28 protein-coding genes and 1 other RNA gene are annotated in these 25,862 nt (G+C 44.5%); 10 read left to right on the top strand and 19 right to left on the bottom strand.

Annotation, left to right across the window (positions count from 1 at the left end; genetic code table 11):
- Positions 1-6 precede the first annotated feature (6 nt).
- The 10 genes from pdxJ to rpoE form a co-directional block, all read right to left on the bottom strand.
- Positions 7-744 carry a pyridoxine 5'-phosphate synthase gene (gene pdxJ, locus OCV44_RS02500; RefSeq protein ID WP_102448374.1) on the bottom strand — a complete coding sequence of 246 codons (738 nt, stop codon included), beginning with the start codon at positions 742-744 and terminating at the stop codon, positions 7-9.
- Complete coding sequence (gene recO, locus OCV44_RS02495; RefSeq protein WP_017108686.1) at positions 741-1,469, bottom strand: DNA repair protein RecO; 729 nt, start codon at positions 1,467-1,469, stop codon at positions 741-743. The genes pdxJ and recO overlap by 4 nt, the downstream gene beginning before the upstream one ends.
- A 102-nt stretch (positions 1,470-1,571) precedes the next feature.
- Positions 1,572-2,543, bottom strand: a complete 972-nt coding sequence (gene era, locus OCV44_RS02490; RefSeq protein ID WP_004735384.1) for a GTPase Era — start codon at positions 2,541-2,543, stop codon at positions 1,572-1,574.
- Positions 2,536-3,213, bottom strand: a complete 678-nt coding sequence (rnc, locus tag OCV44_RS02485) for a ribonuclease III (protein WP_004735383.1) — start codon at positions 3,211-3,213, stop codon at positions 2,536-2,538. The genes era and rnc overlap by 8 nt, the downstream gene beginning before the upstream one ends.
- 26 nt (positions 3,214-3,239) lie before the next feature.
- Positions 3,240-4,136 (bottom strand): signal peptidase I, encoded by an 897-nt coding sequence (gene lepB, locus OCV44_RS02480; RefSeq protein ID WP_139685044.1) that lies wholly within the window; start codon positions 4,134-4,136, stop codon positions 3,240-3,242.
- A 97-nt stretch (positions 4,137-4,233) separates the two neighbouring features.
- Positions 4,234-6,027 (bottom strand): translation elongation factor 4, encoded by a 1,794-nt coding sequence (gene lepA / locus OCV44_RS02475; RefSeq protein WP_139685045.1) that lies wholly within the window; start codon positions 6,025-6,027, stop codon positions 4,234-4,236.
- A 137-nt stretch (positions 6,028-6,164) separates the two neighbouring features.
- Positions 6,165-6,635, bottom strand: a complete 471-nt coding sequence (locus OCV44_RS02470) for a SoxR reducing system RseC family protein (protein WP_139685046.1) — start codon at positions 6,633-6,635, stop codon at positions 6,165-6,167.
- Complete coding sequence (gene rseB / locus OCV44_RS02465; protein WP_139685047.1) at positions 6,632-7,594, bottom strand: sigma-E factor regulatory protein RseB; 963 nt, start codon at positions 7,592-7,594, stop codon at positions 6,632-6,634. The genes OCV44_RS02470 and rseB overlap by 4 nt, the downstream gene beginning before the upstream one ends.
- Positions 7,591-8,214, bottom strand: a complete 624-nt coding sequence (locus tag OCV44_RS02460; RefSeq protein ID WP_139685048.1) for a sigma-E factor negative regulatory protein — start codon at positions 8,212-8,214, stop codon at positions 7,591-7,593. The genes rseB and OCV44_RS02460 overlap by 4 nt, the downstream gene beginning before the upstream one ends.
- A gap of 26 nt (positions 8,215-8,240) precedes the next feature.
- On the bottom strand, positions 8,241-8,819 hold the full coding sequence (gene rpoE, locus OCV44_RS02455; RefSeq protein WP_004735377.1) for an RNA polymerase sigma factor RpoE: 579 nt from the start codon (positions 8,817-8,819) through the stop codon (positions 8,241-8,243).
- A 389-nt stretch (positions 8,820-9,208) separates the two neighbouring features.
- On the opposite strand from rpoE, the gene nadB reads away from it, so the two are divergent.
- Positions 9,209-10,825 carry an L-aspartate oxidase gene (gene nadB, locus OCV44_RS02450; RefSeq protein WP_139685049.1) on the top strand — a complete coding sequence of 539 codons (1,617 nt, stop codon included), beginning with the start codon at positions 9,209-9,211 and terminating at the stop codon, positions 10,823-10,825.
- 75 nt (positions 10,826-10,900) lie between these two features.
- On the opposite strand, the gene OCV44_RS22235 is transcribed toward nadB, so the two are convergent.
- Both OCV44_RS22235 and OCV44_RS02445 read right to left on the bottom strand, forming a co-directional pair.
- Positions 10,901-11,329 (bottom strand): protein YgfX, encoded by a 429-nt coding sequence (locus OCV44_RS22235; RefSeq protein WP_315973218.1) that lies wholly within the window; start codon positions 11,327-11,329, stop codon positions 10,901-10,903.
- On the bottom strand, positions 11,277-11,537 hold the full coding sequence (locus tag OCV44_RS02445; RefSeq protein ID WP_004735374.1) for an FAD assembly factor SdhE: 261 nt from the start codon (positions 11,535-11,537) through the stop codon (positions 11,277-11,279). The genes OCV44_RS22235 and OCV44_RS02445 overlap by 53 nt, the downstream gene beginning before the upstream one ends.
- A 167-nt stretch (positions 11,538-11,704) precedes the next feature.
- On the opposite strand from OCV44_RS02445, the gene ygfZ reads away from it, so the two are divergent.
- The 3 genes from ygfZ to OCV44_RS02430 all read left to right on the top strand — a co-directional run bounded on the left by ygfZ (position 11,705) and on the right by OCV44_RS02430 (position 13,911).
- Positions 11,705-12,676: a tRNA-modifying protein YgfZ gene (ygfZ, locus tag OCV44_RS02440; protein ID WP_139685050.1), complete on the top strand. Its 972-nt coding sequence runs from the start codon at positions 11,705-11,707 to the stop codon at positions 12,674-12,676.
- Between the two features lie 4 nt (positions 12,677-12,680).
- On the top strand, positions 12,681-13,142 hold the full coding sequence (locus tag OCV44_RS02435; protein ID WP_139685072.1) for an aminoacyl-tRNA deacylase: 462 nt from the start codon (positions 12,681-12,683) through the stop codon (positions 13,140-13,142).
- Between the two features lie 562 nt (positions 13,143-13,704).
- On the top strand, positions 13,705-13,911 hold the full coding sequence (locus tag OCV44_RS02430; RefSeq protein WP_009847660.1) for a DUF1107 domain-containing protein: 207 nt from the start codon (positions 13,705-13,707) through the stop codon (positions 13,909-13,911).
- Between the two features lie 147 nt (positions 13,912-14,058).
- On the opposite strand, the gene OCV44_RS02425 is transcribed toward OCV44_RS02430, so the two are convergent.
- The 3 genes from OCV44_RS02425 to OCV44_RS02415 are packed head-to-tail and all read right to left on the bottom strand — an operon-like array spanning position 14,059 to position 17,072.
- Positions 14,059-15,282: an FAD-dependent 2-octaprenylphenol hydroxylase gene (locus OCV44_RS02425; protein ID WP_139685051.1), complete on the bottom strand. Its 1,224-nt coding sequence runs from the start codon at positions 15,280-15,282 to the stop codon at positions 14,059-14,061.
- An 11-nt stretch (positions 15,283-15,293) separates the two neighbouring features.
- Positions 15,294-16,472, bottom strand: coding sequence for a 2-octaprenyl-6-methoxyphenyl hydroxylase (ubiH, locus tag OCV44_RS02420; protein WP_139685052.1), 1,179 nt, complete (start codon positions 16,470-16,472; stop codon positions 15,294-15,296).
- Positions 16,473-16,496: 24 nt separating this feature from the next.
- On the bottom strand, positions 16,497-17,072 hold the full coding sequence (locus OCV44_RS02415) for a YecA/YgfB family protein (RefSeq protein ID WP_017075399.1): 576 nt from the start codon (positions 17,070-17,072) through the stop codon (positions 16,497-16,499).
- 307 nt (positions 17,073-17,379) lie between these two features.
- Here OCV44_RS02415 and zapA point away from each other — a divergent pair, with 307 nt between their 5' ends.
- From zapA to serA, 5 genes are all read left to right on the top strand, one after another.
- Positions 17,380-17,688, top strand: a complete 309-nt coding sequence (zapA, locus tag OCV44_RS02410) for a cell division protein ZapA (protein WP_139685053.1) — start codon at positions 17,380-17,382, stop codon at positions 17,686-17,688.
- Positions 17,689-17,699: 11 nt separating this feature from the next.
- A non-coding RNA gene (gene ssrS / locus OCV44_RS02405) (6S RNA) lies at positions 17,700-17,882 on the top strand.
- Between the two features lie 6 nt (positions 17,883-17,888).
- Positions 17,889-18,488, top strand: coding sequence for a 5-formyltetrahydrofolate cyclo-ligase (locus tag OCV44_RS02400; protein WP_139685054.1), 600 nt, complete (start codon positions 17,889-17,891; stop codon positions 18,486-18,488).
- Positions 18,489-18,610: 122 nt separating this feature from the next.
- Entirely contained in the window at positions 18,611-19,267 is a 657-nt protein-coding gene (gene rpiA, locus OCV44_RS02395) for a ribose-5-phosphate isomerase RpiA (RefSeq protein WP_139685055.1), read from the top strand.
- 261 nt (positions 19,268-19,528) lie between these two features.
- Complete coding sequence (gene serA, locus OCV44_RS02390; protein WP_139685056.1) at positions 19,529-20,758, top strand: phosphoglycerate dehydrogenase; 1,230 nt, start codon at positions 19,529-19,531, stop codon at positions 20,756-20,758.
- 120 nt (positions 20,759-20,878) lie between these two features.
- Here serA and OCV44_RS02385 read toward each other — a convergent pair whose 3' ends face one another.
- On the bottom strand, positions 20,879-21,592 hold the full coding sequence (locus OCV44_RS02385) for an oxidative stress defense protein (protein ID WP_086048729.1): 714 nt from the start codon (positions 21,590-21,592) through the stop codon (positions 20,879-20,881).
- A 110-nt stretch (positions 21,593-21,702) separates the two neighbouring features.
- Positions 21,703-22,599 carry a LysR family transcriptional regulator ArgP gene (locus OCV44_RS02380; protein ID WP_139685057.1) on the bottom strand — a complete coding sequence of 299 codons (897 nt, stop codon included), beginning with the start codon at positions 22,597-22,599 and terminating at the stop codon, positions 21,703-21,705.
- Between the two features lie 142 nt (positions 22,600-22,741).
- On the opposite strand from OCV44_RS02380, the gene OCV44_RS02375 reads away from it, so the two are divergent.
- Complete coding sequence (locus tag OCV44_RS02375) at positions 22,742-23,371, top strand: LysE/ArgO family amino acid transporter (RefSeq protein WP_139685058.1); 630 nt, start codon at positions 22,742-22,744, stop codon at positions 23,369-23,371.
- Between the two features lie 111 nt (positions 23,372-23,482).
- On the opposite strand, the gene mscS is transcribed toward OCV44_RS02375, so the two are convergent.
- Positions 23,483-24,349 carry a small-conductance mechanosensitive channel MscS gene (mscS, locus tag OCV44_RS02370; RefSeq protein WP_139685059.1) on the bottom strand — a complete coding sequence of 289 codons (867 nt, stop codon included), beginning with the start codon at positions 24,347-24,349 and terminating at the stop codon, positions 23,483-23,485.
- Between the two features lie 375 nt (positions 24,350-24,724).
- The gene (gene fbaA, locus OCV44_RS02365; RefSeq protein WP_139685060.1) at positions 24,725-25,801 is read right to left on the bottom strand and encodes a class II fructose-bisphosphate aldolase; all 1,077 of its coding nucleotides are present in this window, start codon (positions 25,799-25,801) and stop codon (positions 24,725-24,727) included.
- Between the last annotated feature and the right edge of the window lie 61 nt (positions 25,802-25,862).

Here is a 25,862-nt window from a genome sequence, read left to right as displayed (position 1 = left end):
AAAGAACTAAGCGTTGTTGCGTGCTGTTTCCATCACGGCTTTCATGTCTGCAACGGCTTTATTCAAACCATCAAAGACTGCGCGGCCCATGATCGAGTGACCGATGTTCAACTCGTAAATCTCAGGAAGTGCCGCAATCGGCGCTACGTTATGATAAGTCAGACCGTGACCCGCATTCACTGTAATACCAAGGTCGTCTGCGTAACTTGCACCTGCAGCAATCTTTTTAAGCTCGTCTTGTTGGTCTTCTTCAGTTTTAGCATCAGCATAGTGGCCAGTGTGCAGTTCAATGAACGGTGCGCCACACGCTTTCGCAGCATCGATTTGCTCACGATCGGCATCGATAAACAGAGATACTTTGATACCAGCAGTCGACAATTTTTCGGTCGCCGCTTTGATCTTTTCAAGTTGACCAACCACGTCCAAGCCACCTTCCGTCGTCAGCTCTTCACGCTTTTCTGGAACCAGACAAACGAACTCAGGATTAGTATCGAGTGCAATTTGAACCATCTCGTCCGTTACGGCCATCTCTAAGTTCATGCGAGTCTGGATTGTCTCAGCAAGAATACGTACATCGCGATCAACAATATGACGGCGATCTTCACGCAGGTGAATGGTAATGCCGTCAGCACCCGCACGTTCAGCAATTTCAGCTGCGTGTACTGGGTCTGGATATTTAGTACCACGTGCATTACGTAGAGTTGCAATATGGTCGATATTAACGCCTAAAAGGATTGAGCTCATTTTCCAATACTCCGTGCTCTAGAGAGGGCTATTGTTGGCATAAATAGCTCTCTACTTTTTAATGGTTTACCGCCAAGATACGGCTTTAAGGCTATGCGTGTAAAGCGTTTTGCTGCTTTTAACTGCTCTTTAGTGATAAACCTACGTTCGCTAATTGCGATAAGTTCATCGCCCATAAATGTCAGGTTATCTCGACGCACAGAAGCGATGAAACCTTTCTGCTCTCGATAGCGATAAGTCATGCTCGGATCAATCGGTTCACCGGTGCCAGCACAATGCAAAAAGTCGACGCCGTACCCCATAGCGGAAAGTAGAGCCAATTCAAAACGACGTAGCGCTGGCTCAGGGTTCTCATTATGAGCTAGCTCTGTTAAGGCATGAAGATAGTCGTGAAAAAATGCAGGCATGGCCACTTCGGCCATCAACACTCGTCCAACTAATTCATTAACGTACATTGCTGAATACAGATTGATACCGGCAAGAGGAAGCCCCAAGCTGATCGGTTCAGCTTGGCGTAACGTTTTCATTGAACCATTGCCTGACCACTTAAGCAGCAGCGGCGTAAAAGGTTGCAGTGCACCTTTTAAATTAGAACGCTTACTCCGCGCACCTTTAGACATCAACGTCACCCGACCGTACTCTTCACTGAAGACGTCCAGAATCAGGCTCGACTCACTGTATGGTCGACGGTGCAACACAAAGCATCGCTGTAACCCTTCGCTCAATCACTTACCCTTCTTACAGATACAAAAAGAGAGAGTTCGCACTCTCTCTTGTATTTATATTCAATTCAACTTTCTTAATATCAGAAAGTGACGTTCAATATATTATAGATCGTCGATGTAGCCTAACGAGCGAAGTGCACGCTCATCGTCAGCCCAACCAGACTTAACTTTAACCCAAGTCTCTAGGTAAACCTTACGACCGAACAATTCTTCCATGTCGATACGCGCTTCACGACCAATCGTTTTGATCTTCTCGCCCGCTTTACCAATCACCATCTTCTTCTGACCAGTACGTTCAACAAGAATCAAAGCATTGATGTGGAAACCATCGTTATCAGGGTTGTAATCGAAACGCTCGATTTCAACCGTTACTGAGTAAGGTAGCTCTTCGCCTGTGAATCGCATCAGTTTTTCACGGATGATTTCAGAAGCCATAAAGCGCTGTGAGCGATCCGTTACGTACTCTTCAGGGAAGTGGTGCGTCGCTTTTGGTAAAGAATTACGAACGTGCTTACGCAGTACATCGATATTCTTACCTTGCTTCGCTGAGATTGGCACAACATCAAGGAAGTCCATCTTCTTAGACACTTCCATCATATGTTGCATCACGTCGGTACGATCTTGAACGTTGTCTACTTTGTTAATACAAAGGACAACTGGGAAATCTGTTTTTCTCAGTTTGTTCAGTACCATCTCATCGTCGTCAGTCCAGTGAGTACCGTCAACAAGGAAAAATACTAGGTTCACATCGCTCAGTGAGCTGTTCGCCGCACGGTTCATCAAACGGTTGATTGCACGCTTTTCTTCAATATGAAGTCCAGGAGTATCAACGTAGATCGCTTGGTAATCACCTTCAGTTTCTACCCCCATAATACGGTGGCGTGTCGTCTGAGGTTTACGTGATGTGATCGAGATTTTCTGACCCAAAATATGGTTCAGAAGCGTCGATTTACCTACGTTTGGTCGACCCACGATAGCGATGAAGCCACAGTGTTGATTTTCCGGTAGGCCCGTTTTTTTGCTATCAGATGAAAAGAATGCATCGATATCGAAATCTTGATTGTTATCAGACATTGCTTAGTTGCTCTAATGCTGTTTCAGCAGCCGCTTGTTCTGCCTTGCGGCGGCTAGTGCCTTTACCGATAACAGGTTTATCCACACCTGCCACTTCACACTCAACCGTAAACTCTTGGTTGTGTGCTTCACCTTTAATATTAGTCACTGTGTAGACAGGTAGGGGATTTCTTCGACCTTGCAAAAACTCTTGTAAGCGAGTTTTTGGATCTTTTTGAGATACACCAGGCTGAATAGACTCTAGGCGAGATTGGTACCAGCTTAAAATAATACGGCGAACAACCTCGGTATCACTATCTAAATAGACAGCGCCGATGATCGCTTCAACCGCATCCGCTAGAATAGAATCACGACGGAAACCGCCACTCTTCAACTCACCTGGACCTAATTTTAAGTAATCTCCTAGTTCGAATTCACGACCTAGTTCTGCCAATGTATGACCACGTACTAATGTTGCGCGCATGCGGCTCATATCACCTTCGTTTACCTTAGGGAAACGGTGGTAAAGATCATCAGCGATAACAAAACTTAAAATTGAATCGCCCAGAAACTCAAGACGTTCGTTATGTTTACCTGCGGCACTGCGGTGAGTCAGTGCCAAATGGATAAGATCGGCATCATTAAACTGATAGCCAATCTTTCTCTCTAGTTTATCAATTGGAGAATTCATGCTCTCTCGATGTGTTATGTGATCGATTAGTGAATCCCACCGATGCGATTAAAACGCACACCAGTAGGAATCCATGTTGGAAGCACGCTGTCTGAACCGCGTTCGAATTCGAAGCTGATCCAAATAGCAACGGCCTTACCAACAAGGTTTGCTTCAGGGACAAAGCCCCAGTAACGGCTGTCAGCACTGTTGTCACGGTTATCACCCATCACAAAGTACTGGCCTTCTGGAACGACCCATTCGTTAACACCATTGCGAGGCTGATACGCTTGCACACGATCACGGCGTAATGGGTTAACTAAAATCTGATGTTCTACGTCTCCAAGCTGTTCATTCAGCTGAATCAGAGGCACACCATCTTGAATAAATTGGCTTTCTTCAACATTACTTAGTTTCACTGGGTCACAGCTACTTGTACCCTTCGCCTGAATACAGATCTCTTTACGAGAGCTGTAGCGAATGGTGTCGCCTGGCATACCTACAACACGCTTGATGTAGTCGATATTAGGCTGAGGTGGGTACTTAAATACGATTGAATCACCGCGTTCTGGTTTACCTGTTTCTACCAATTGAGAGCGCCATACAGGATCTTTTAGACCATAAGCGTACTTTTCTACCAAGATGAAATCACCAACCAATAGTGTTGGCATCATCGAGCCAGATGGAATTTGAAACGGTTCATAAATAAATGAACGCAAAACCAAAACAAATGCAATTACAGGGAAAATGGACACACTGTTCTCAACCCACCAAGGCTGAGCCGTAACTTTTGCGCTGGTTGCAGCGTCTAGGCCATTCGACTGTGCTTCAACGTCAGCCAGTTTTTGTTGGCGCTTCTTCGCCCACACAAACTTTTCCAACGCCCATACAATGCCGGTCACTAGAGTTACGATCACTAAGATAAGCGAAAATGTATTAGCCATTGATATCCCTTAAATTTCATTTCTTTAAAAATAACGAAAGTGAAAGAGTAGCGAGCTACTCTTTCACTTTCAATTATTCGTTTAATGCTGGATAAAGTTAATCTTTGCCAACATGAAGAATTGCTAAGAATGCTTCTTGAGGCAGTTCAACGTTACCGATCTGCTTCATACGCTTCTTACCTTCTTTTTGTTTCTTAAGAAGTTTCTTCTTACGACTGATATCACCACCGTAACATTTTGCGATTACGTTCTTACGCAGTTGTTTCACTGTAGAACGAGCAATAATGTGGTTACCAATCGCGGCTTGAATCGCGATATCGAACATCTGACGAGGGATGAATTCTTTCATCTTCTCAACCAGTAGACGACCACGAGACTGAGCAATGTCTTTGTGTGTAATGATCGCCAGTGCATCAACCGTTTCGCCGTTAAGCAATACGTCAACACGAACCATGTTCGACATTTCAAAACGTTGGAAGTTGTAATCCAGTGACGCATAGCCACGAGATGTTGATTTCAAACGGTCGAAGAAGTCTAGAACCACTTCAGCCATAGGAAGGTCGTACGTCACAGCAACCTGCTTACCGTGATAAACCATATCAACTTGCACGCCACGTTTTTCTACACATAAGGTAATTACGTTACCTAGGTATTCCGACGGCACAAGGATATTACAACGAGCGATAGGCTCGCGAATTTCTTCTACATCATTAGTCGCAGGCAGTTTAGCCGGGCTATCGACGTAAAGAATTGTGCCATCTGTTTTTACAACTTCGTACACTACGGTTGGTGCCGTTGTGATTAGGTCTAGGTCGTATTCACGCTCTAAACGCTCTTGGATGATCTCCATGTGAAGCATTCCTAAGAAGCCACAACGGAAACCAAAGCCAAGTGCTGCTGAACTTTCTGGTTCGTAAAACAGTGATGCATCGTTCAGGCTTAGTTTGCCTAGTGCGTCACGGAAGTTTTCGTAGTCATCAGACGATACTGGGAATAGACCTGCGTATACCTGAGGTTTCACTTTTTGGAAACCTGGTAGACGTTCTGTGCTGCCGCCTTTTGCAAGCGTCAACGTATCACCAACAGGTGCGCCAAGGATGTCTTTAATACCACAAACAACCCAGCCAACTTCGCCAGTGTTTAGCTCAGTTGTGTCGATTTGCTTAGGTGTGAAGATGCCTAGACGGTCAACACCCCAAACTTGGTCTGTCGACATTACTTTAATCTTGTCATTCTTCTTCAGCTTACCGTTCTTGATACGAACCAAAGAAACAACGCCTAAGTAGTTATCGAACCAAGAGTCAATGATCAGCGCTTGAAGTGGCGCTTCTGGATCACCTTCCGGTGGCGGGATAGCCGTTACGATATTCTCAAGAACATCATCAACACCGATACCGGTTTTTGCAGAACAACGCGTCGCTTCCATCGCATCGATACCAACGATCTCTTCGATTTCTTCAGCAACACGCTCAGGTTCCGCAGCAGGTAAGTCAATCTTGTTCAAGATTGGCACTACTTCCAGTTCCATTTCGATCGCGGTGTAACAGTTTGCTAGAGTTTGAGCTTCAACACCTTGGCCAGCATCTACTACTAGAAGCGCACCTTCACAAGCGGCTAGAGAGCGAGATACTTCGTAAGAGAAGTCTACGTGTCCAGGGGTATCGATAAAGTTAAGTTGGTAAGTTTCACCATCTTTAGCTTTGTAATCTAAAGTCACACTCTGCGCTTTAATTGTAATACCACGCTCGCGTTCTATATCCATAGAATCGAGGACTTGAGCTGCCATCTCACGTTCACTTAACCCTCCACAAACTTGGATTAAGCGGTCAGAAAGGGTCGACTTACCGTGGTCGATGTGGGCGATAATCGAAAAATTACGAATGTGCTTCATAGGCTTGGTGTGACTAAACTCTTTGAATAGGGATAATAAGAAAGCCGCAACGCGTCCAATCTACAGTCAGCATTGGTGGCGGCATTTCAATCAAGTTGGCAGATTCTACCCAATTTAAGGGCAAGAAGCATCATAAATTAGATGAGAGACTTACCTAGGATTCGAATCAAGACGACTTCTTGCTTGGATTTGTCTTCCATAGGTTTGGCTAAGCGCTTCGCTAAGGCAATACCACCAGCAGTGAACAGCGCAGCACTTAAGATAACAATGCCCTCGCCCCCTTGGAGTAAGGGTTGTAACAAGAGTTGTCCAAAACCAGCACCAATCATCAACATGAAAAGTGGAATGAGGTAAACAATCGCCGCCGACTGAAGTAAGCTTTTTTCTGGAAAGCCAATTTCTACGATCTGGCCTGCTTTGACTAGACTTTGAGTTTTAAGCTGCCAAAACAAGGATTTATTACCAACAGCCTTGGTCACAATACCCGTTCCGCAGCTTTTTTGAGATGAGCAGCTGCTGCAACTGGTTTGTTGTTCGCAGCTCAATTGAACAAAATATTGCTTACCTTTTTGTTCGACTGAGCTAACGGTCGCCAACGCAGTCATCATTGCGCTGGTGCCGGTTTATTGAACGCGACGGATTGAGCGATACGCTTGGCCGTTGCTGGCGGAATATCACCAACCACAGAGATTTCTTTGTCGCCAATCACTAAGCTGTGCAAGGTTCTTCGCCCTTGGCGTACCAGCTGTCCTTTCAATGAATGTTCGTCTTTATCGGCGATATAAACCGAAAAGCTGAATAACCCATCACTGAAAAGCTGACTTTCAACCATTTTTTCGGTCGCAGCCATTTGGTAACGGCTGAGTTCTTTCGATTTAAATCCTTCTGGTACCCACGAAGCTTGCCAGTCGGTCTCACTCACCAAGCCTTCTGGCAATGACAAAACCTTCGGCAATTTAGCTTGATTCAAGCCGCTCATTGCTTCTGCAATCTTATCGTTCACTACGTAAGATATAGTACGGTACTGCTCAAGCACTTCGCCATCACGGTCTAAAAGGTCGGCACGCAAAGGAAGGTTAGTTTTCTCGTCGACCCAAACCACGTAAGAGTATCGAAGACCGTCTTTCGGCACGACGCGTAATACTTGTGTAGTACTGCCCGCCTCACGAGAGCGCCCAACTTTTACAAAATCGTAGTATTGGTTGAGAGAGTCGATATCTCGATTAATCATCGGAATGACAGGTGCAACCATGCTGCCAGACTGAATTGTAAATGGCTCTGTACCCGGTTCGATGTAGCTAACTTCATTACCACGTCGAATAACCTCACGAACAGGGCCGCTTAGATAAACAAGATGTGCAAGTTGTTGGTCGTCGTTAACTGCATGACGATAAAGCAGAGGTTCAATACTGCTCTTCTTTATCAATATGTAGGAGAGTTCGTAATTTAGATGCTGACTGGCCTCGTTCATTTGATGCAACAAGGCCTTTGCAGTGGTTTCCTCTGCAAAGGCTGTTGGAGACATCAAGCTGAACAGTGTCAGTGCACTGACCAGGATTTTCTTCATTCAATATCCGATTCTAGGTGTACATCTTTCATTGGCGATGCATCACTGTTTAATCTTAGTTGTAGCTCATAATCTTCTAACAATGCATGAACGCGTTTGCGTTGCTCTTGCATGTTAGCTTCAGATACAGGCTTCTCAACAGAGTCACGCGTTAAACTTACTGGCTCCGCAGAACCCGCAAATGGGATCGTTTGTAGCACAGGCAGCTGTTCTGGTGCTGCTGGGTCACTGCCACCATATTGTTGAACACCTAACACAACAGCAAGAGAAACACAGGCTGCAACGGCAACTTGTCCAAATTGTTGTAACCACGCAGGAAGCTGACGCTTCGCTTGCTGAGGTTTAGGCTGCTCTTCAATCGGAGCAACAATAGGTTCAACATTCACTTGGTGCAGGTTCGACATTGAACCATGCGCAGGCTCATCATCAAGCGCTGCCGCTACACTGTTAGCAATGTTCCACTCTGGAGTTTCTGGCGCATCCCCACGCATAACATCACCAATTAAATGGTAACTCTGCCAGGTATCCATGCTTTCTTGATCAGATTCGAGATCTACTATGAGAGCTTTATCGATCGTTTCACCATCCATGAGTGCCGAAAGCTTTTCTTTATCAGCCATTATTTTCACCATAATTATTACAAGTTCTAGCGTTGTAAAAGAGGTTTAATTTTCTTTTCCACCGCTTCACGAGCTCGGAAAATACGCGAACGTACGGTTCCTACAGGGCAATCCATTACTTCTGCAATCTCTTCGTAGCTCAAACCTTCGAGCTCACGCAACGTCATTGCAGTTTTTAAGTCTTCGGGTAGCGCTTCAATCGCTCCAAAAACAACTTGTTTCAATTCGTTTGACAGCGTTAAGTTCTCAGGGTTCGATATTTCTTTTAACGCGCTGCCTGTTTCGTAATATTCTGCATCTTCTGCATCTACATCTGTTGCTGGCGGCCTACGGCTCTGGGCAACGATATGATTTTTAGCGGTGTTCACGGCAATTCGGTACAACCATGTATAGAAAGCACTCTCACCACGAAAGTTAGGTATCGCGCGGTAAGCTTTAATAAAAGCTTCTTGTGCTACATCAGGTACATCACCGGAATTATTCACGTATCGAGAGATAAGATTACAAACTTTGTTTTGATACTTAACCACTAATAAGTTAAATGCCTGCTTATCTCCACTCTGAACTCGCTCAATCAACACTTGATCGGTTAGCTGCTCGTTCATTCGAGCGGGTACTCCTATTGTTATAACCCTTACCTTCACAGATATGGGTACTAATTATGCGAAATGTAGTATTGACACCACCGTCTACAAGAGCACTATTGTGACTAAGCCAAATACCGAAAGTTCCAACTTTCCTAAAATTATTTGCCATTATTGTTTCACAATGTGATGTAATAAAAATAGTTATCCCTATCAATTTGGGGAAACTTGAGCAAAAGCAATGGTATTGAGCAATTAAATATTTCTAGATAGCTGTCTATATATTGATTTTGTGTCGTGTTTTAGGATGACTAGGGAAAGATTATAACAGTCTTAGTCAAACTCCTGAAACAAGACGAAGTCAATTGAGCATGGACAACTCGACTATAGCCCGGGATTTAATAAGTTTTATGAACGCAAACCGTGAACATCAGTGTGATGTATTAGTGGTAGGAAGTGGTGCGGCAGGCTTGTCATTAGCCTTACGCGTAGCAGAACATGCAAAAGTAATTGTATTAAGCAAAGGACCACGCAGCGAAGGATCGACGTATTACGCACAAGGTGGTATTGCGGCGGTGTTCGATGAATCGGACAGTATTGAGTCTCATGTAGAAGATACTCAAATTGCTGGAGCAGGGTTATGTGAAGAAGATACAGTTCAATTCATTGCTGAAAATGCTAAAGAGTGTGTGCAATGGCTGATTGATGGTGGTGTTCCATTTGATAAAGATGAGAACAGCACAGAAGGCCAACCAAAATATCACCTCACTCGTGAGGGTGGCCACAGTCACCGCCGAATTCTACACGCTGCCGATGCAACTGGCATGGCGATGCAAACCTCACTACAAGATAACGTCAATAATCACCCAAACATCGAGATCTTCGAGCGTCATAACGCGCTAGATTTGATCACCGAAGATAAGGTTGGTGGTTCGAAAGACAAAGTTATCGGTGCCTACATTTGGAACCGTAACCAAGAACACGTTGAAACCGTGCGCGCTAAATTTGTTGTATTAGCAACCGGTGGCGCTTCAAAGGTTTATCAGTACACCTCTAACCCAGATGTCTCTTCAGGTGATGGTATTGCTATCGCTTGGCGTGCGGGTTGTCGTGTGGCAAACCTTGAGTTCAACCAGTTCCACCCAACTTGTTTATTCCACCCAGAAGCGCGTAACTTCCTACTAACGGAAGCACTGCGTGGTGAAGGTGCTTACCTGCGTCGTCCAGACGGTTCTCGCTTCATGAAGGACTTCGATGAGCGCGGTGAATTGGCGCCACGTGATGTCGTTGCTCGTGCGATTGACTTTGAAATGAAGCGCTTAGGTGCTGACTGCATGTATGTTGATATCAGCCACAAGCCTGAAGAGTTCATCACGACGCATTTCCCAATGATCCATACTCGCTTGATGGATTTGGGGATTGATATGACCAAAGAACCGATTCCAATCGTACCTGCTGCTCACTACACTTGTGGTGGTGTCATGGTTAATAAGCAAGGTCAAACTGACCTCACTAACCTTTATGCGATTGGCGAAGTGAGCTACACCGGCTTGCACGGTGCAAACCGTATGGCTTCAAACTCACTGCTTGAGTGTGTGGTATACGCATGGGCAGCAGCAAAAGATATCGTTGAAAACATCGACCAATCTCAACTGTGCGCTGAACTTCCGGCATGGGATGAAAGCCAAGTCACCAACAGTGATGAAGAAGTAATCATTCAACACAACTGGCACGAGCTAAGACTGTTCATGTGGGATTACATGGGTATTGTTCGAACGGACAAACGCCTTGAACGTGCAATGCGCCGCATTCAGATGTTGCAGCAGGAAACTCATGAGTACTACAGCTACTTTAAGGTTTCAAATAACTTATTAGAACTGCGTAACTTACTACAAGTGGCTGAGTTAATGGTTCGCTGTGCAATGCAACGTAAAGAGAGCCGCGGCCTACACTACACGCTGGATTACCCAGAACTTGCTGAAGACAGTGGCCCAACGATTCTGACACCAGAGAAAAACCAGTCTTAATTTTTGGTCATGAAAAAACGAAGGGAGCCTAGAGCTCCCTTTTCTTTTGTCTAACGTTTTCTTTTATCTGATGCTCTAGTTTATCTTGCGGGCTCGCTGTAGGTTTGCGAGAAAATGTCGATATTCACGTTCATTGCAACTATCTCGCCATAACAAGACTGAGTGTCCACACTCAAACTGCAATTTAACGAAGAACTGCGCCCAGATCTTATCAACGGACTTAAGTTCGTAGGCTTGCTCATTGAGTCTAATCTCGCCATCTTCTTTATAGTCAAAGCATCCATGTGCTGAATTCAAGATTACATGATTGGCTTTAAACAAACTGAACACTAAAGCTAAACAATAGAGGGCAACAACGAGTGGAATAGAAGAGAAAATGATGAAAAACAAAAGGCACCCAAAAACAGTGCCTTTTGCAAATAATGCGGAATACGAAGGGTTAAGCTGAAGCTTAACGAACCTTGCTGAGGTTATGCGCGACAATTTTATCAACCATTGAAGCATGGCCTAGGTTTTCACTGCGTCCATGTCCCATTACCCAAGTAAACAGGTCTGGGTCATCACACTCTAATAGAGAAACAAACTCGCGCTGTTCCTGCTCTTGCAATGAATCAAAACACTCTTCGAAAAATGGCATGATAACTACGTCAAGTTCCAACATGCCACGACGGCAACCCCATTTAATTCGTGCTTTCTGCTCTGCAGTGTACATTGGCTATCCTCACCTATAATTTTTCTTTCTCGGAGTGTAACAAGTCATACGCTCTGCAACTACTATGTGAGTCACAGTCCCTATCTAAGCTCACAAAAAAACCTAGGCTGACAAAGAAACAGAACCGGATTAACATAGAGCCAAATAAAATTCTTAGGAAAGATAAAATGGATTGGAAAAACACATTTCAGCCGCTCGCTCATACGCAAAATGAATCGCTTCCAGATCTGATGATGACACACGTGTCAGACTGGAGTGCAATCACCATGATAGGCGATGACAAAAAGTCGTACCTGCAAGGTCAAGTAACGTGCGATGTCGTCACTCTTCCTAATGATGAATCCACGTTAGGCGCGCATTGTGATGCGAAAGGAAAGGTTTGGAGTATCTTTCGTTTGTTCCACCACAATGGTGGCTACGCTCTTATGCAGCCTAAGTCTGCGATTGAAATCGAATTAGTTGAAATCAAGAAATACGCCGTATTCTCTAAGGTTGATATCGAGCAAACGTCTGACGTTGTTATCGGTGTTATGGGCGCGTCAGCTGATCAATACATTGACTCGATTTCAGAAAGCCAAGGTAAAGTACGTGTTATCTCTGGTGGCACAGCGGTTCAAGTCTCTGACAACCGTTGGGCTCTACTTGTTACGCAAGAAGCAGCAGAAGCCTTGGTATCAAGCAGCACAGCAGAAAAAGTATCAGAAGCGCTATGGCAGTATCATGAAATTCTTGATGCTCAGCCGAACCTATCGAAAGCTGAGCAAAACGAGCACATCCCTCAAGCGCTTAACCTGCAAGCGATTGGCGGTATCAGCTTTTCAAAAGGCTGTTACACAGGTCAAGAAACGGTAGCTCGTGCCAAGTACCGTGGCATGAACAAGCGTGAAATGCGCATTGTTTCAGGAACGACTTCAGATGTATTGTCTCTAGAGAATACGATTGAACTAGAGCGTAGCGTAGGTGAAAACTGGCGTGGCGCAGGCCGACTATTAAACGTCTATCAATTTGCTGATAACCAAGCGATTGGTTTGATGGTGTTGCCAAACAACCTAGATGACGATGTTCAACTTCGACTGACTGCGCAACCTGATCAAACATGGAATATCCTGCCACTGCCTTACAACCTTGACGAAGAGTAGCCACGTGGAAACACTGATTACACAATGGTTGGATCAACAGCAGGTGGACTATCGCCTGCTGGTACAAAGCAAGCCAACCACCAGCATCGAAGAGACCGCGCAAGAACGAGGCATTGATGCCTCTCAAATGGTGAAGTGCATCCTGCTTAAGGATATGGGAAACCAGTATGCGTTAGCCTGTACTCCTGGTGATCGCTCTATCGATCCAAAGAAAGTACGCTCGGTGCTGAATTGCCGTCGAATGACCTGCGTATCACTCGCTGACGTTGAAGGCATCACCGGCTTTAAAGCTGGATGTGTTGGGCCTCTTGCTCTAAAGAGATACATGCCGATCATTTTTGATCCTTCCATTCAGAGCAATTCGACCGTTACCATTAGCTCGGGTGATCGAATGGCTGGCGTTGCGTTGGATCCCAATGATCTTATAGCACTATGTGCACCGATCGTCGCTGACATCAGTCGATGATCGTTTCGAACAGATCATGCTTCGCAAACTTCATTTCAATATTTCATTGAGTACATTTTTAGTGTGAACTTCGTCATAATAAAAACACACCCACATTAAATAGTTACTCAGAATAAAAGCATAAGTAGTCACAAGATTGAATTTGCGTTATTGTGACTTTACTGACTAGCCTTTAAGCAAATCAGTACAAGTGAATCCACTGAGTAACATCAGTATCCACTTTTGTGTAATGCATCTGTGACTATTCGCCCGTTTTAGACGGGCTTTTTTTTGTTCAAAATTTACAATTTGATTACACAAACAAAAAAATCCCGCCTATTCTTATACTTGTAACATTAACACTGCTTAATACCGGACAGGAAAGTTCGTAGCAGTTCACTACTCAGTATTATTTTGGGGAGGAGCTCACGTAAAAATAGATATTTACTGAAGAAAGTGCTTAGAACAGCACAAATATCTAATTAACGTTAACTCTACTGCATATTACTCCATGCTTATCACAATAATTATCTCGGAGTTTTTCTATAATATGCAGGCTAGGTAAATATAAGGATAATTAAAAATGAGACTGTTTAAGCGCTATACACCGAGTATGATTGCTAAACATGTAAGTCGACTTTTCAAAGGACGAATCTACATTTACGGCGTAGGTAAATTTGAGTTTGATAACGGTAAACTCGTACTACCAGACCGAGCAGAGAAGCGTCACTTTCAAACCGTGAAAGAAATAAATAGTGAAATCATGAAACTGCGCTGCGCGTACGCATGATCTGATATTTTAAGAATTAGAAACAAAAAGGGTTGGCATTATGCCAACCCTTTTTTCGTGTTCGTGATGTCGTCAATTGCGATTAACTTTAGCGACTAACCCTCAACAACAGTCCATCTCACGCGACTATTGATTTGCGATTGTTGATTATTGGTGCGTAACTGGACGCTTAGCTAAATCGGGAAGATTGCCCGACAAACCTAGCGCTCGCTTCATGATCTCATCTTTCGCACCCGGTAATTGACCCGCAAGCTTCATACCGATACCACGAATCAGCTTCTTAGCTGGGTTATCGCCTTCAAACAGATCTTTAAAGCCCTGCATTGAAGCGATCATCTTCGCCGCCTCTGCTTTTCTCCAGCGCTCGTAGCCACGAAGGTTACGCTTGGTACCAATGTCCTCGCCAGCAGCCCAAAGCGTTAACAGCTCTTGCGCTAAGCTTGCAGCATCTAATAGGCCAAGGTTAACGCCTTGCCCCGCTAACGGGTGAATCGTATGAGCTGCATCACCAACCAAAGCGACACGCTCTACAGCAAAGTCACGTGCATAGCGCATGCGCAGTGGGAAGGCAAAACGCTCACCAACCACTTCACATAAACCAAGTTTTGAGTCGAACTCTGCCGTTAACTGCTTATTAAAATCCGCGTCCGACATTGATACAAGCTTCTCGGCACGATTAGGCTCCGTAGACCAAACAATCGAGCTCATATTCGCTGGCTGCATTGGTAGAAATGCCAATGGGCCTTGAGGTGTGAATATTTGACGAGCAACGCTGTGGTGCGCCTCAGTGGTTTTGATGTTCGCGACAATCGCACTGTGGCCGTAATCCCAATGTGTTAATGGAATGTCTTGCTGCTTACGAACCCAAGAGTTTGCACCGTCCGCTCCAACAACCAACTTCGCTGTCAGTGCTTGTCCATTATCTAGCGTTAGCCATGCTTCGCTTTCACCAATCGCCATCGTTTTGCACATCGCGGGCATGTACAGGCTGACATTATCTTGCTTCTTAACCTGATCAAGCAGCGCTAATTGAATCACACGGTTTTCAACGATATGCCCCAAGTTCGGCTGAGCCAAACGTGTCGAGTCAAACTCAATACGAGCGAAGCTGTCTTGTTCCCATACTTCCATCGCTTGGTAAGGTGCAGCACGTCTTTGTTCAATGCCTTGCCATGCCCCTAGGTTACGAAGAATCACTTCACTAGAGCGGCTCAATGCCGACACTCGCACATCAGGCAATTCGCTAAGCCCTTCACTGGGAGCTCTGCCTTCAATGACCGCAATTCTTAGGTCGCTGTCTTTCAGTGCAGCGGCAAGCGCTAGGCCAACCATGCCTCCACCTACAATCGCGATATCAACACTTTGCATCATTATTTATTACCTTATCTTTCTACTAGGCCAAGCGTATGACGCAAAAGTGGACCTTTAAGTGGTGGAAGGTTATCTATTACGGTTAACCCAAGATTACGCCCAATGCGAGCGGTCATAAAATCGTTTGAGAACAGATGAACGAGACTTGAAGTCAGCGTAATCGTTGTATTTCTGTCTTGTTCTCTACGCTTTCTAAAGTTAACAAGACCACGGTAACGACCCACATCATCTAACTGAGTACACAACTCTTCCGCCAAGGAAGCCACATCACGGATGCCAAGATTAAAGCCTTGCCCTGCAATTGGGTGAAGCGTTTGAGCGGCATTACCAACAATCGCAAATCGATGAGAGATATTTTGCTGTCGGTGGCGAAGGATCAGAGGGTAGCTTGCACGTTTACCGACTTTCTCTAATCGGCCAAGTCGCCAGCCAAAGTCACTCTGCAACTGCTCTAGAAATTCATTGTCGTTTAGCGTCATCACTTTTTGTGCTTGCTCCGGTGGCAAACACCAAACCAGTGATAAACGGTTCTCACTCATCGGCAACAGAGCGACTGGCCCATGATGAGTAAAACGCTCAAATGCGCGACCTTGATGAGGTTCGCTCGCCACGATATTGGCAATCACCGCGACTTGTTCGAAGTCATGCTCACTCAATGAGATATTGAGTTGCTGACAACAGGTTGAGATAGCACCGTCAGCTGCAACCAGTAACTTAGTCGTTATGGTTTGCCCACTTGTCAGTTCAACAGTCGTTTGCAACTCTTCACGTTCGACTTTACTGACAGACTCAGGGCAAAACATCGTAATTGCAGATTCTGATTCAAGCTTCTGCTGATAGATTCGCCCCACATCCGCCAACTCAACCACATAGCCGAGCGCATCAACAGCAAGCTCTTCACTGTAGATATCCGTCATTCCGGCATGCCCTCTATCCGAAACATGGATATCTTTAATTGGGGTCGCTACCGGAGCGATAGATTGCCACAAATGCAAAGAATCGAGGATCTGCACCGTGCCATAAGACAAAGCAATCGAACGAGAATCAAAACCAGGGTGAGCTTGATGATCAACCTGATAAGGCTCGACTACCGCGATCGATAGTGAACCTTGACTGAGGTGATTCAGAGCAAGGGCTAGGGTCGCCCCTGCCATTGCACCACCAGCAATTACAACATCATACTGAGCCATTATAACCTCAAACCGACAAGCGGATTAATGAATGGTTGGAGCCGCATCTTCAGATGGACGCGCACCGAATTCAGCATGAATGGTTAATGCACACGCTTTTACGTGCTCAATAACGTGCTCTAGAAGCTGCGCTTGCTCTTCCATGTCATCTTCTTCGTCAATGCCTAGCTTTGCCATCTCTTCAAGATCAGCTAATGCTTCTTTGGTACCATCAGACGCTTTATTCAATTGAGCGCCAACCAAGCCTAAGCCAGAAATAAAGTGGTTAATCCAATCAGACACGCCATCAGCCAAATCAAACAGGCTTGCGCTTGCGTCTTCGTCAGGCAACAACATAGACAGCTCCATGCCTGAACCTGTGATTTCGCTGGTCGTTACTTTCAGTGTCGCTTCCGCTAGCGTTAATGCGCGATCTGGCCAGCCCATGCCTTCATTGGTGTAATCAAAGATAAGTGGTTGCCAGCTTTTATCTGCTAGGTTTAAGCCTCCGCTCAACATACCCGTTAATAAACCATGCATCTCAGCAGGGTTTACGGCTAGGCTTGCCGATTGAAGTTCAGTCGCAACCGTTAGGTAGTCAGGTAAAGTAGTTTCGCTCATCAGATAGCTCGCTCAGTTATTCTTTATATCGATATTATAATCGTACCACTTCACCCCAATTCTGGTAAGCATCGATCCTGAGCAATTGAAGGATGACTGACTACCAATTGTTCAATTTGCTGAATTACTGTGTGCTCAAGCTCTCATTTACAAACAGTCACTCTGAAAAGCTTGAATCTTAATAGCGGTTTACCTATAGTTTCTCCCTCAGAGGAGATTGCTTCCTCATCGGTACTTGCACTTTTTCTTTCTCAATAATTGATAAAGGGCAACAGCCTTAAACAGTGCGTTAAAGAGTTCATCCATCATGAGTAATCAAGCGGTAGACGTTGAAATATTAGGAAAACTGACTCGAGTTAATTGTCCTCCTGGGCAAGAAGAGTCATTGATTGCAGCGGCGGTCGATCTTGATAATCGATTGAAAGAGATGGCTGAACGTACTAAGGTAACCAATGAAGTGAAGCTGCTAACGATCGCAGCTCTGAACATTTGCTATGAATTACAAACTAAGAAGTTTGAAGCAAATGATGAACAAAACGCACTGACCGAGCGAATGGAACAGCTCACGACATCACTTTCAGATGTCCTCAGTAAAGTTAAGCACGGACAGCAATAGCGTACACAAAATTTACCCTGGAGTGTTTGTCAGAGGATTCACGTCCCCGAGCCGATAAGCAATCCCTAAGGGTTAGTACTTGAGTGCTATTGAGCATGCTCGGTCCGCCGAGAAGCCTACGGTAATCATTGCTGATCCGCCTTGAACTCGCTGGTTCAAGGGCCATCTATTCTCAACGGCACTTTGGGGTATCCCTTCTTATGAAGACGCTCACACGCAGCGAATTTCGCAAACAGATCCGTATCAAACGTAATGCCTTATCTGGCAACCAACAAACTCAATCCGGTATAGACTTAGTTAAGCAGTGTTCTCAGCTTGATGAGATTCAGTCAGCTCAACATATCGCCCTCTATATTTCCATTGATGGCGAACTCGATACCCAGCCTTTAATTGAATGGTTATGGGCGCAAGGCAAGCAAACTTATTTACCGGTATTACACCCCTTCTCTGCCGGCCATCTCCTGTTTCTACATTACTCTCCAACCACACCCACTATGTTGAATAAGTACGGCATCGTTGAACCTCAACTCAATCAATTACTCGTCAAGCCATGTCAGCAACTTGATCTGATTCTCACACCACTGGTGGGCTTTGACTCTCAAGGGCATCGCTTAGGCATGGGCGGCGGATATTACGATCGCACCTTGGCTCGATGGTTCGAAACGGGCAATGGCGCAACACCTATTGGCCTTGCTCACGATTGCCAACATGTCGATCGCTTACCAATTGAAGGTTGGGACATTCCGTTACCTAAAATCGTGACTCCGAGTAAAACTTGGCAATGGGAAAACAACCATTAAAGCGCTATAATCGCGCCGCAAACGTTAACCTCGATATCTAAACGTTAACCTCGATATCTAAACGTTAACTTCAATACGCGAACGATTAATTCAAAGCGCAAGACCTTATTCAGGAGAATGGCATGACTCAAGATGAAATGAAAAAAGCAGCGGGCTGGGCAGCACTTCAATATGTTGAAGAAGGCAGCATTGTAGGTGTAGGTACTGGCTCAACAGTAAATCACTTCATCGACGCACTTGGCACAATGAAAGACAAAATCAAAGGTGCGGTTTCAAGCTCTGTAGCCTCTACTGAAAAACTAGAAGCACTAGAAATCAAAGTATTCGAATGCAACGACGTATTCAAGCTAGACGTCTATGTTGATGGTGCTGACGAGATTAACGCTTCACGCGATATGATCAAAGGCGGCGGCGCTGCTTTGACTCGTGAAAAAATCGTAGCAGCTATCTCTGATAAGTTTATTTGTATCGTTGATGGTACCAAAGCCGTTGATGTGTTGGGTAAATTCCCACTGCCTGTTGAAGTTATCCCAATGGCACGTTCATACGTTGCACGTGAACTCGTAAAACTTGGTGGTGACCCAGTTTACCGCGAAGGCTGCACAACCGATAACGGCAACGTGATCTTAGATGTGTACGGCATGGCGATTGAAAACCCGAAACAACTAGAAGATATCATCAATGGTATTGCTGGTGTGGTGACGGTTGGCCTGTTCGCTCACCGTGGTGCTGATGTGGTTATCACAGGCACGCCTGAAGGTGCAAAAATCGAAGAATAAATAATAGAAGATTGAGTTTTTCTGTTACTTCATTACAGACGGTGCCCTAGGGCGCCGTTTTTTTTGCTTTATTGCTGTAAAATTATGTCTTATTCCGTAATTTTCTTACCCAAAACATTTTTTTTTTGTTACTTTATTGTTCAGAAGACGCACAGGGAAAACGTTTGTCTCCTAACAAAGTGGTGAATTTGTTCCCCTTTCAGCCATTTTGTAGCACGTGCGCCGCATTTGCCCAACCTTTCCATTTTAAGGACGAGAACAATGGCCAAAGTTTCACTGGAAAAAGACAAAATTAAAATCCTACTTCTAGAAGGTCTTCACCCTTCTTCTGTAGAAGTACTGCAAGCCGCTGGTTACACAAACATTGAGTACCACAAAGGCTCACTACCTGAAGATGAACTTCTTGAAGCAGTTAAAGATGCTCACTTCATTGGTATCCGTTCTCGCACCAACATCTCCCAAGAAGTTATTGATGCGGCTGAAAAGCTGGTTGCCGTCGGTTGTTTCTGTATTGGTACTAACCAAGTCAACCTTCAAGCAGCAGCTAAGCGCGGTATCCCTGTTTTCAATGCACCGTTCTCAAACACTCGAAGCGTTGCTGAACTCGTTCTAGGTCAGGTTCTATTACTGCTTCGCGGTATCCCAGAGAAGAATGCTCTTGCTCACCGTGGTATCTGGAAAAAGAGTGCAGACAACTCTTACGAGGCTCGTGGTAAGCGTTTAGGTATTATTGGCTACGGTCACATCGGGACTCAGCTAGGTATTATTGCTGAAAACCTGGGTATGCGTGTTTACTTTTACGATATCGAAAACAAGCTGTCTCTAGGTAATGCCACTCAAGTTCATACGATGACCGAGTTGCTGAATAAGTGTGACGTGATCTCTTTACACGTACCTGAAACCAATGAAACTAAAGACATGATGGGTAAAGAAGAGTTCGAGCGCATGAAGCCTGGTTCTATCTTTATCAATGCAGCTCGTGGCACGGTAGTTGACATCCCTGCTCTGTGTGGCGCTCTGGATTCTGGTCACCTTTCTGGTGCAGCTATCGATGTATTCCCAACAGAACCAAAAACCAATGCTGACCCATTTGAGTCACCATTGATGCAGTTCGACAACGTGATTCTAACGCCTCACGTGGGTGGTTCAACTCAAGAAGCACAAGAGAACATCGGCGTTGAAGTTGCTGGTAAACTAGCGAAATACTCTGATAACGGCTCTACGCTATCAAGTGTTAACTTCCCAGAGGTATCACTGCCACTGCATACAGGCACATCTCGCTTGCTACACATTCACGAAAACCGCCCAGGTATCCTAACTCAGATCAACACCATCTTCGCTGAAGAAGGCATCAACATCGCGGGTCAGTATCTACAGACTGCGGCAGATATGGGTTATGTAGTTATCGATGTAGAAGCGGATCGTTCTGAAGAAGCACTGCTTAAGTTGAAAGAGATCGAAGGCACAATCCGTGCTCGTCTACTTCACTAATCATCGAATTAGATCATAAGTAAAAATAGAAAAGGCTCTCGTAATGAGAGCCTTTTTAGTATTTGGCCTACTGTAGGTAAATAGATCATGATGATCCAATCCCTCCCTGAGGTATGCTCACTACTCTTCTAGCTGGTAGATCACATTCACTCGATCACGAATGGTGATCGTTGAGTCTTCATAAGAGTTCGATTCTGTTCTTGCATCCATCGCCATTGAACGCATCAATACAGGCTGAGAAGATTGTGCGTTGTAGTCAACTCGCCAAACGTCACCTAACTCTCGTTCAAAGCCACTCGCTAGCGACTTAGCTTTCGACCTTGCATCTTTGATTGCTTCTAAACGTGCTTGCTCTTGATACTTAGCTTGGTCACGAACTTGAAGCTGGATGTTATCGATCTGGTTAATGCCCTGCCCAATAGCAATATCCATATACTCATTGAGATTCGCTAACTCATTCACTTGAACGGTCACATTACGTGACGCACGGTAACCAACCAGTTCAGGTTTGCCATTTTTCGGGTAATGATATTGAGGAGATAAATACAGGTTCGAGCTGTGTACGCTCGCCTCATCTACGCCGGCTTGATGCAGCTTATTAAGAAAACCCGTTACCACTTTATCAACAGTACTTTTAGCCTGTTCAGCCGTCATCGTTGACTCAACCACTCTCACTGAGAATGTCGCCATATCTGGTGTTGCGATGACTTCACCATAACCTGTTGTTGAAATATGCGGAAAGGATGGGGAGTCAGCCAGTGATGGAAAGCTCACAGCACTCAACGCTGCAGTAAGAGTAAGAGACGTTGCTAACATCTTTGGTACAAACTTCATTAGGTAGACCTATGCTAAACAAATGTCCTTTCATCATAGAGCAATTTATCGTTTAGCCAATCCTGATTGCACACATCTAACAGAACTTTGACGCTGAAAAAACCAACAACTTACTGAGGTAAGTGATTGTGAGCAAAACTTAATATCGCTTGGGATACCTCTTTTAGCACCCCGCTCTCAAGCTGCCAATGGTGCCAATAGATGCGATAAGACAGCAGAAAGCCCGGTGTAATATCAATCAAAGCACCGGACTCTAGCTCGTCGATGATCTGTAATCGAGGAATCAAGCAATAGGCAACACCCGATAATGCCAATCGCACAAATGCTTCTGAACTGCCGACCGTATGGTTAATCACACTGTCTCTGGGTACATTGAAATGATCATGCAGAAATTTCTTATGCAGATCATCGTATTGATCATAGGAAACCGCAGGCGCCTTGCTTAAGGTGGTGTAGTTAACGCCCTCAGAGAAGTAACGCTGATGAAAGTCAGGGCTCGCCACACACACATAATCCATCCTACCGAGGTAATCAGCACTGCATCCAGGAATCGCTTGGGGCTCCAAACTGATCGCACCGGCAACCTCACCGCTTTTTATTTTTTCAATGGTTCTAGACTCACCATGAATCGCGAGGTTCAACTCGACTTGACGAGACTTCATCACATCCGACAGTGCTGGTAACAACCATGTCGCCAAACTATCAGCGTTGGTGGCTATGGATATCGATAGTGGCTGAGCACCCTCTTCATTCATTAACTCAGGCACAAGCTCGTGCTCTAACAAGCGAACCCGACGATACAAACCCAACAGTTTTTTTCCTGCTGGTGTAGGCCTTGGTGGACTTTCTCTAACAAGAGCAGGTTGGGCTAACCACTTTTCTAGCTGTTTGATACGTTGAGACACCGCTGATTGGGAGATGTATAACTGCTCCGCAGCCCTCTCAAAGCTGCGTTGTTTCACCACGGCATCCAGTGCTTCTATCCATTTATAATCCAATCCACGCATCAATTTACTTCCTTTTTAAGCTAACCCAACACCACATTAGCAACTCTAATAATGGATTAAAATCATTAATTATACTTATTTTCAGGGTCGGAGTATCTTCGCCATATAGCACGTAAATATCGTTAATTAAGTGGAGGTTAAAATGAGTTTTTGGGTTTTATTACAAGGTTTTGGTCTAGGGGCAAGTATGATAATCCCGATAGGCGCACAAAATGCGTACGTCCTAAATCAAGGAATAAAACGCAATCATCATTTAACGACTGCAACGATTTGTAGCCTGCTCGATACCCTGTTTATCTCATTGGGTATTTTTGGTGGCGGAGCGATTCTATCTCAAAATGAATTGCTGCTTACCTCGGTAACATTAGGCGGTATCGCTTTTCTAACGGTATATGGTTTACTATCACTGCGTAGTGCATTCAAAACGCGCACCAGTGATGAATCAAAAGGTGAGGTATTGGCTCGTGGCAAGCGCACCGTTATTTTGGGTGCATTGGCAGTAACAGTATTAAACCCACATCTCTATTTAGATACTGTAGTAATTCTTGGGTCTATTGGTGGGCAATTTGAAGGCAACGACAGAATTGCTTTTGCTATGGGAACTATCTTAGCTTCATTCGTGTGGTTTTATTCTTTGTCATTGGGCGCAGCAAAGCTAGGTCCAACGCTATCGAAACCTAAAGTTAAGAAAGGAATCGACATCACAGTGGCAGCTATGATGTTTACTATTGCTGCTGTACTTACCAATGGGCTCATTGAGCAGTACGGGTAAATCTGTTCTTTTTAGTCATCAAACAAACGTTACTCCAACAAAAAAGGCGGATAACCTAAGTTATCCGCCTTTCCTAATAAAAGCTTATGGCTATAAAAGCCGATTAAAAAGTTAAGCTTCTACTTTATTCATGTGTACATCCATTTGCGGGAATGGGATTTCGATACCTTCGTTATCCAAGCCTTCTTTGATAGCTTGCATAAGGTCGAAATAAACATTCCAGTAGTCAGCAGTGCTAACCCATGGACGAACAACAAAATTAACTGAAGAGTCAGCTAGCGTGTGAACACCAACTTGAACACCAGGCTCTTTCAGTACACGCTCATCAGATTCACAGATCTTAGTCAGTAGCGCTTTTGTCTTCTGAAGATCGGCGTTGTAAGAAACACCAATCATTAGATCAATACGACGCGTATCATGACGAGAGTAGTTAGTAATTGGGCTACCAATAACGCTTCCGTTAGGTACTACAACCATTTTGTTGTCTGGTGTTGTTAAAACAGTTTGGAAGATCTGAATTGAATCAACTGAACCCGCTACACCACCAATTTCCACGTAGTCACCAGACTTGAATGGACGGAATGCAACGATAAGTACACCCGCTGCAAAGTTAGATAGTGAGCCTTGCAGCGCTAAGCCTACCGCTAAACCAGCCGCACCAATAACAGCAACTACAGACGCAGTTTGAACGCCTAAACGACCAAGTGCAGCAATTAAAACAATAACAAACAACAAGTAACGAACTAAACCGTGGACAAACTCCACAACTGCTCGGTCCATTTTCTTCTTCTGAAGAACCTTAGACACGCTATTCGCTACCGCTTTTACAATAATGTTACCAATAAATAGAATTATCAGTGCTGAGATAATGTTTACACCGTATTGAATAAACAGATCTGAGTTATTTGTTAACCACTGTTCTGCGTGAGACAGGCCATCCACAAGTGGGGTCTCAATCGCTGTCGAACTATCAGCCATAATGTGCATCCTTTATATAATATGCTATGAACTAAACTGCCTTAAGCCAAATTCACTCAACAATAAGAAACAGAACAACCTCCGTTAAGTCATTGTGTTGAAAGCAAATAAAAGCCAAGTCCTTTTTATAAACTGAACCAGGTCCAGATTTTCGGCACGATATCCTATCTTTGACAGATTGCAAAGTCATATTTATGTAAGCTTTTGAATTAATAAAACTTACCAATAAACACAAATACCGATAACTAAAAGATTACGAAATTTATTCACCGTAGGCTAGGTTTTTCACAAATTTAACACAAGTTTTTATCAGATATAAAAAAACCCGCTCAATGAGCGGGTTTTTAAAACTTAAAGAGTACTTAATTCAAAGAATTATAGTACGTCTACAGCATTAAGGTCAGCGAATGCTTTCTCAAGACGAGTAACCATTGAAGACTGACCAGCACGTAGCCATACGCGTGGATCGTAGAACTTCTTGTTTGGCGCAGCTTCGCCAGTTGGGTTACCGATTTGACCTTGAAGGAAGTCACGGTTCTCAGCTTCGTAAGTACGAACGCCATCCCATGAAGCCCACTGAGTATCAGTATCGATGTTCATTTTGATAACACCGTAACCGATAGACTCTTGGATTTCAGCTTCTGAAGAACCTGAACCGCCGTGGAATACGAAGTTTAGTGCGTCAGCTGCAATACCGAATTTCTCAGCACAGTGTGCTTGAGAGTCGCGTAGGATAGTTGGAGTAAGAACAACGTTACCAGCTTGGTAAACACCGTGTACGTTACCGAAAGAAGCAGCGATAGTGAAACGTGGGCTAACAGCGTTTAGTTTCTCGTATGCGTATGCAACATCTTCAGGAGAAGTGTAAAGCTCAGATGCGTCCATATCAGAGTTATCAACGCCGTCTTCTTCACCACCAGTACAACCAAGTTCAATCTCGATTGTCATGTTTAGTTTAGCCATGCGAGCTAAGTAAGCTGCACATGTTTCGATGTTCTCTTCTAGAGACTCTTCAGAAAGGTCTAGCATGTGAGAAGAGAATAGTGGCTTACCAGTTTGAGCGAAGAACTCTTCACCAGCGTCTAGTAGACCGTCGATCCATGGAAGAAGTTTCTTAGCAGCGTGGTCAGTGTGAAGAATAACTGGAACACCGTAAGATTCTGCTACTGCGTGAACGTATTTTGCACCAGCTACAGCGCCAAGAATTTGTGCGCCTTGACCTTCAAGTTTAACGCCTTTACCAGCGAAGAATGCAGCGCCGCCGTTAGAGAACTGAACAACAACTGGAGCTTTAGCTTTAGCAGCAGCTTCAAGAACAGCGTTGATAGTATCAGTGTTGATTACGTTTACTGCAGGAAGAGCAAATTTGTTTGCTTTTGCTACTTCAAATACTTTCTGTACGTCATCGCCAGAAATTACACCAGGTTTTACAAAATCGAAGATCTTAGACATGGAAATAGTCCTATTTATTCTATTCGTTTTAAGATAAAAAACTTAAGTTTAAAAATTTGCA

The sequence above is a fragment of the Vibrio tasmaniensis genome, assembly GCF_024347635.1.
GTDB classification, from domain to species: Bacteria; Pseudomonadota; Gammaproteobacteria; order Enterobacterales; family Vibrionaceae; genus Vibrio; species Vibrio tasmaniensis.
This window is presented reverse-complemented; position numbering and strand designations above follow the sequence as displayed.

Bases quoted from the DNA above. Each gene is read 5' to 3' on its own strand.
- pdxJ (WP_102448374.1), bottom strand. From the start codon at position 744: ATGAGCTCAATCCTTTTAGGCGTTAATATCGACCATATTGCAACTCTA.
- era (WP_004735384.1), bottom strand. From the start codon at position 2,543: ATGTCTGATAACAATCAAGATTTCGATATCGATGCATTCTTTTCATCT.
- rnc (WP_004735383.1), bottom strand. From the start codon at position 3,213: ATGAATTCTCCAATTGATAAACTAGAGAGAAAGATTGGCTATCAGTTT.
- lepB (WP_139685044.1), bottom strand. From the start codon at position 4,136: ATGGCTAATACATTTTCGCTTATCTTAGTGATCGTAACTCTAGTGACC.
- lepA (WP_139685045.1), bottom strand. From the start codon at position 6,027: ATGAAGCACATTCGTAATTTTTCGATTATCGCCCACATCGACCACGGT.
- OCV44_RS02470 (WP_139685046.1), bottom strand. From the start codon at position 6,635: ATGATGACTGCGTTGGCGACCGTTAGCTCAGTCGAACAAAAAGGTAAG.
- rseB (WP_139685047.1), bottom strand. From the start codon at position 7,594: ATGAAGAAAATCCTGGTCAGTGCACTGACACTGTTCAGCTTGATGTCT.
- OCV44_RS02460 (WP_139685048.1), bottom strand. From the start codon at position 8,214: ATGGCTGATAAAGAAAAGCTTTCGGCACTCATGGATGGTGAAACGATC.
- rpoE (WP_004735377.1), bottom strand. From the start codon at position 8,819: ATGAACGAGCAGCTAACCGATCAAGTGTTGATTGAGCGAGTTCAGAGT.
- nadB (WP_139685049.1), top strand. From the start codon at position 9,209: ATGAACGCAAACCGTGAACATCAGTGTGATGTATTAGTGGTAGGAAGT.
- OCV44_RS22235 (WP_315973218.1), bottom strand. From the start codon at position 11,329: ATGCTTCAATGGTTGATAAAATTGTCGCGCATAACCTCAGCAAGGTTC.
- OCV44_RS02445 (WP_004735374.1), bottom strand. From the start codon at position 11,537: ATGTACACTGCAGAGCAGAAAGCACGAATTAAATGGGGTTGCCGTCGT.
- ygfZ (WP_139685050.1), top strand. From the start codon at position 11,705: ATGGATTGGAAAAACACATTTCAGCCGCTCGCTCATACGCAAAATGAA.
- OCV44_RS02430 (WP_009847660.1), top strand. From the start codon at position 13,705: ATGAGACTGTTTAAGCGCTATACACCGAGTATGATTGCTAAACATGTA.
- OCV44_RS02425 (WP_139685051.1), bottom strand. From the start codon at position 15,282: ATGATGCAAAGTGTTGATATCGCGATTGTAGGTGGAGGCATGGTTGGC.
- ubiH (WP_139685052.1), bottom strand. From the start codon at position 16,472: ATGGCTCAGTATGATGTTGTAATTGCTGGTGGTGCAATGGCAGGGGCG.
- OCV44_RS02415 (WP_017075399.1), bottom strand. From the start codon at position 17,072: ATGAGCGAAACTACTTTACCTGACTACCTAACGGTTGCGACTGAACTT.
- zapA (WP_139685053.1), top strand. From the start codon at position 17,380: ATGAGTAATCAAGCGGTAGACGTTGAAATATTAGGAAAACTGACTCGA.
- OCV44_RS02400 (WP_139685054.1), top strand. From the start codon at position 17,889: ATGAAGACGCTCACACGCAGCGAATTTCGCAAACAGATCCGTATCAAA.
- rpiA (WP_139685055.1), top strand. From the start codon at position 18,611: ATGACTCAAGATGAAATGAAAAAAGCAGCGGGCTGGGCAGCACTTCAA.
- serA (WP_139685056.1), top strand. From the start codon at position 19,529: ATGGCCAAAGTTTCACTGGAAAAAGACAAAATTAAAATCCTACTTCTA.
- OCV44_RS02385 (WP_086048729.1), bottom strand. From the start codon at position 21,592: ATGAAGTTTGTACCAAAGATGTTAGCAACGTCTCTTACTCTTACTGCA.
- OCV44_RS02380 (WP_139685057.1), bottom strand. From the start codon at position 22,599: ATGCGTGGATTGGATTATAAATGGATAGAAGCACTGGATGCCGTGGTG.
- OCV44_RS02375 (WP_139685058.1), top strand. From the start codon at position 22,742: ATGAGTTTTTGGGTTTTATTACAAGGTTTTGGTCTAGGGGCAAGTATG.
- mscS (WP_139685059.1), bottom strand. From the start codon at position 24,349: ATGGCTGATAGTTCGACAGCGATTGAGACCCCACTTGTGGATGGCCTG.
- fbaA (WP_139685060.1), bottom strand. From the start codon at position 25,801: ATGTCTAAGATCTTCGATTTTGTAAAACCTGGTGTAATTTCTGGCGAT.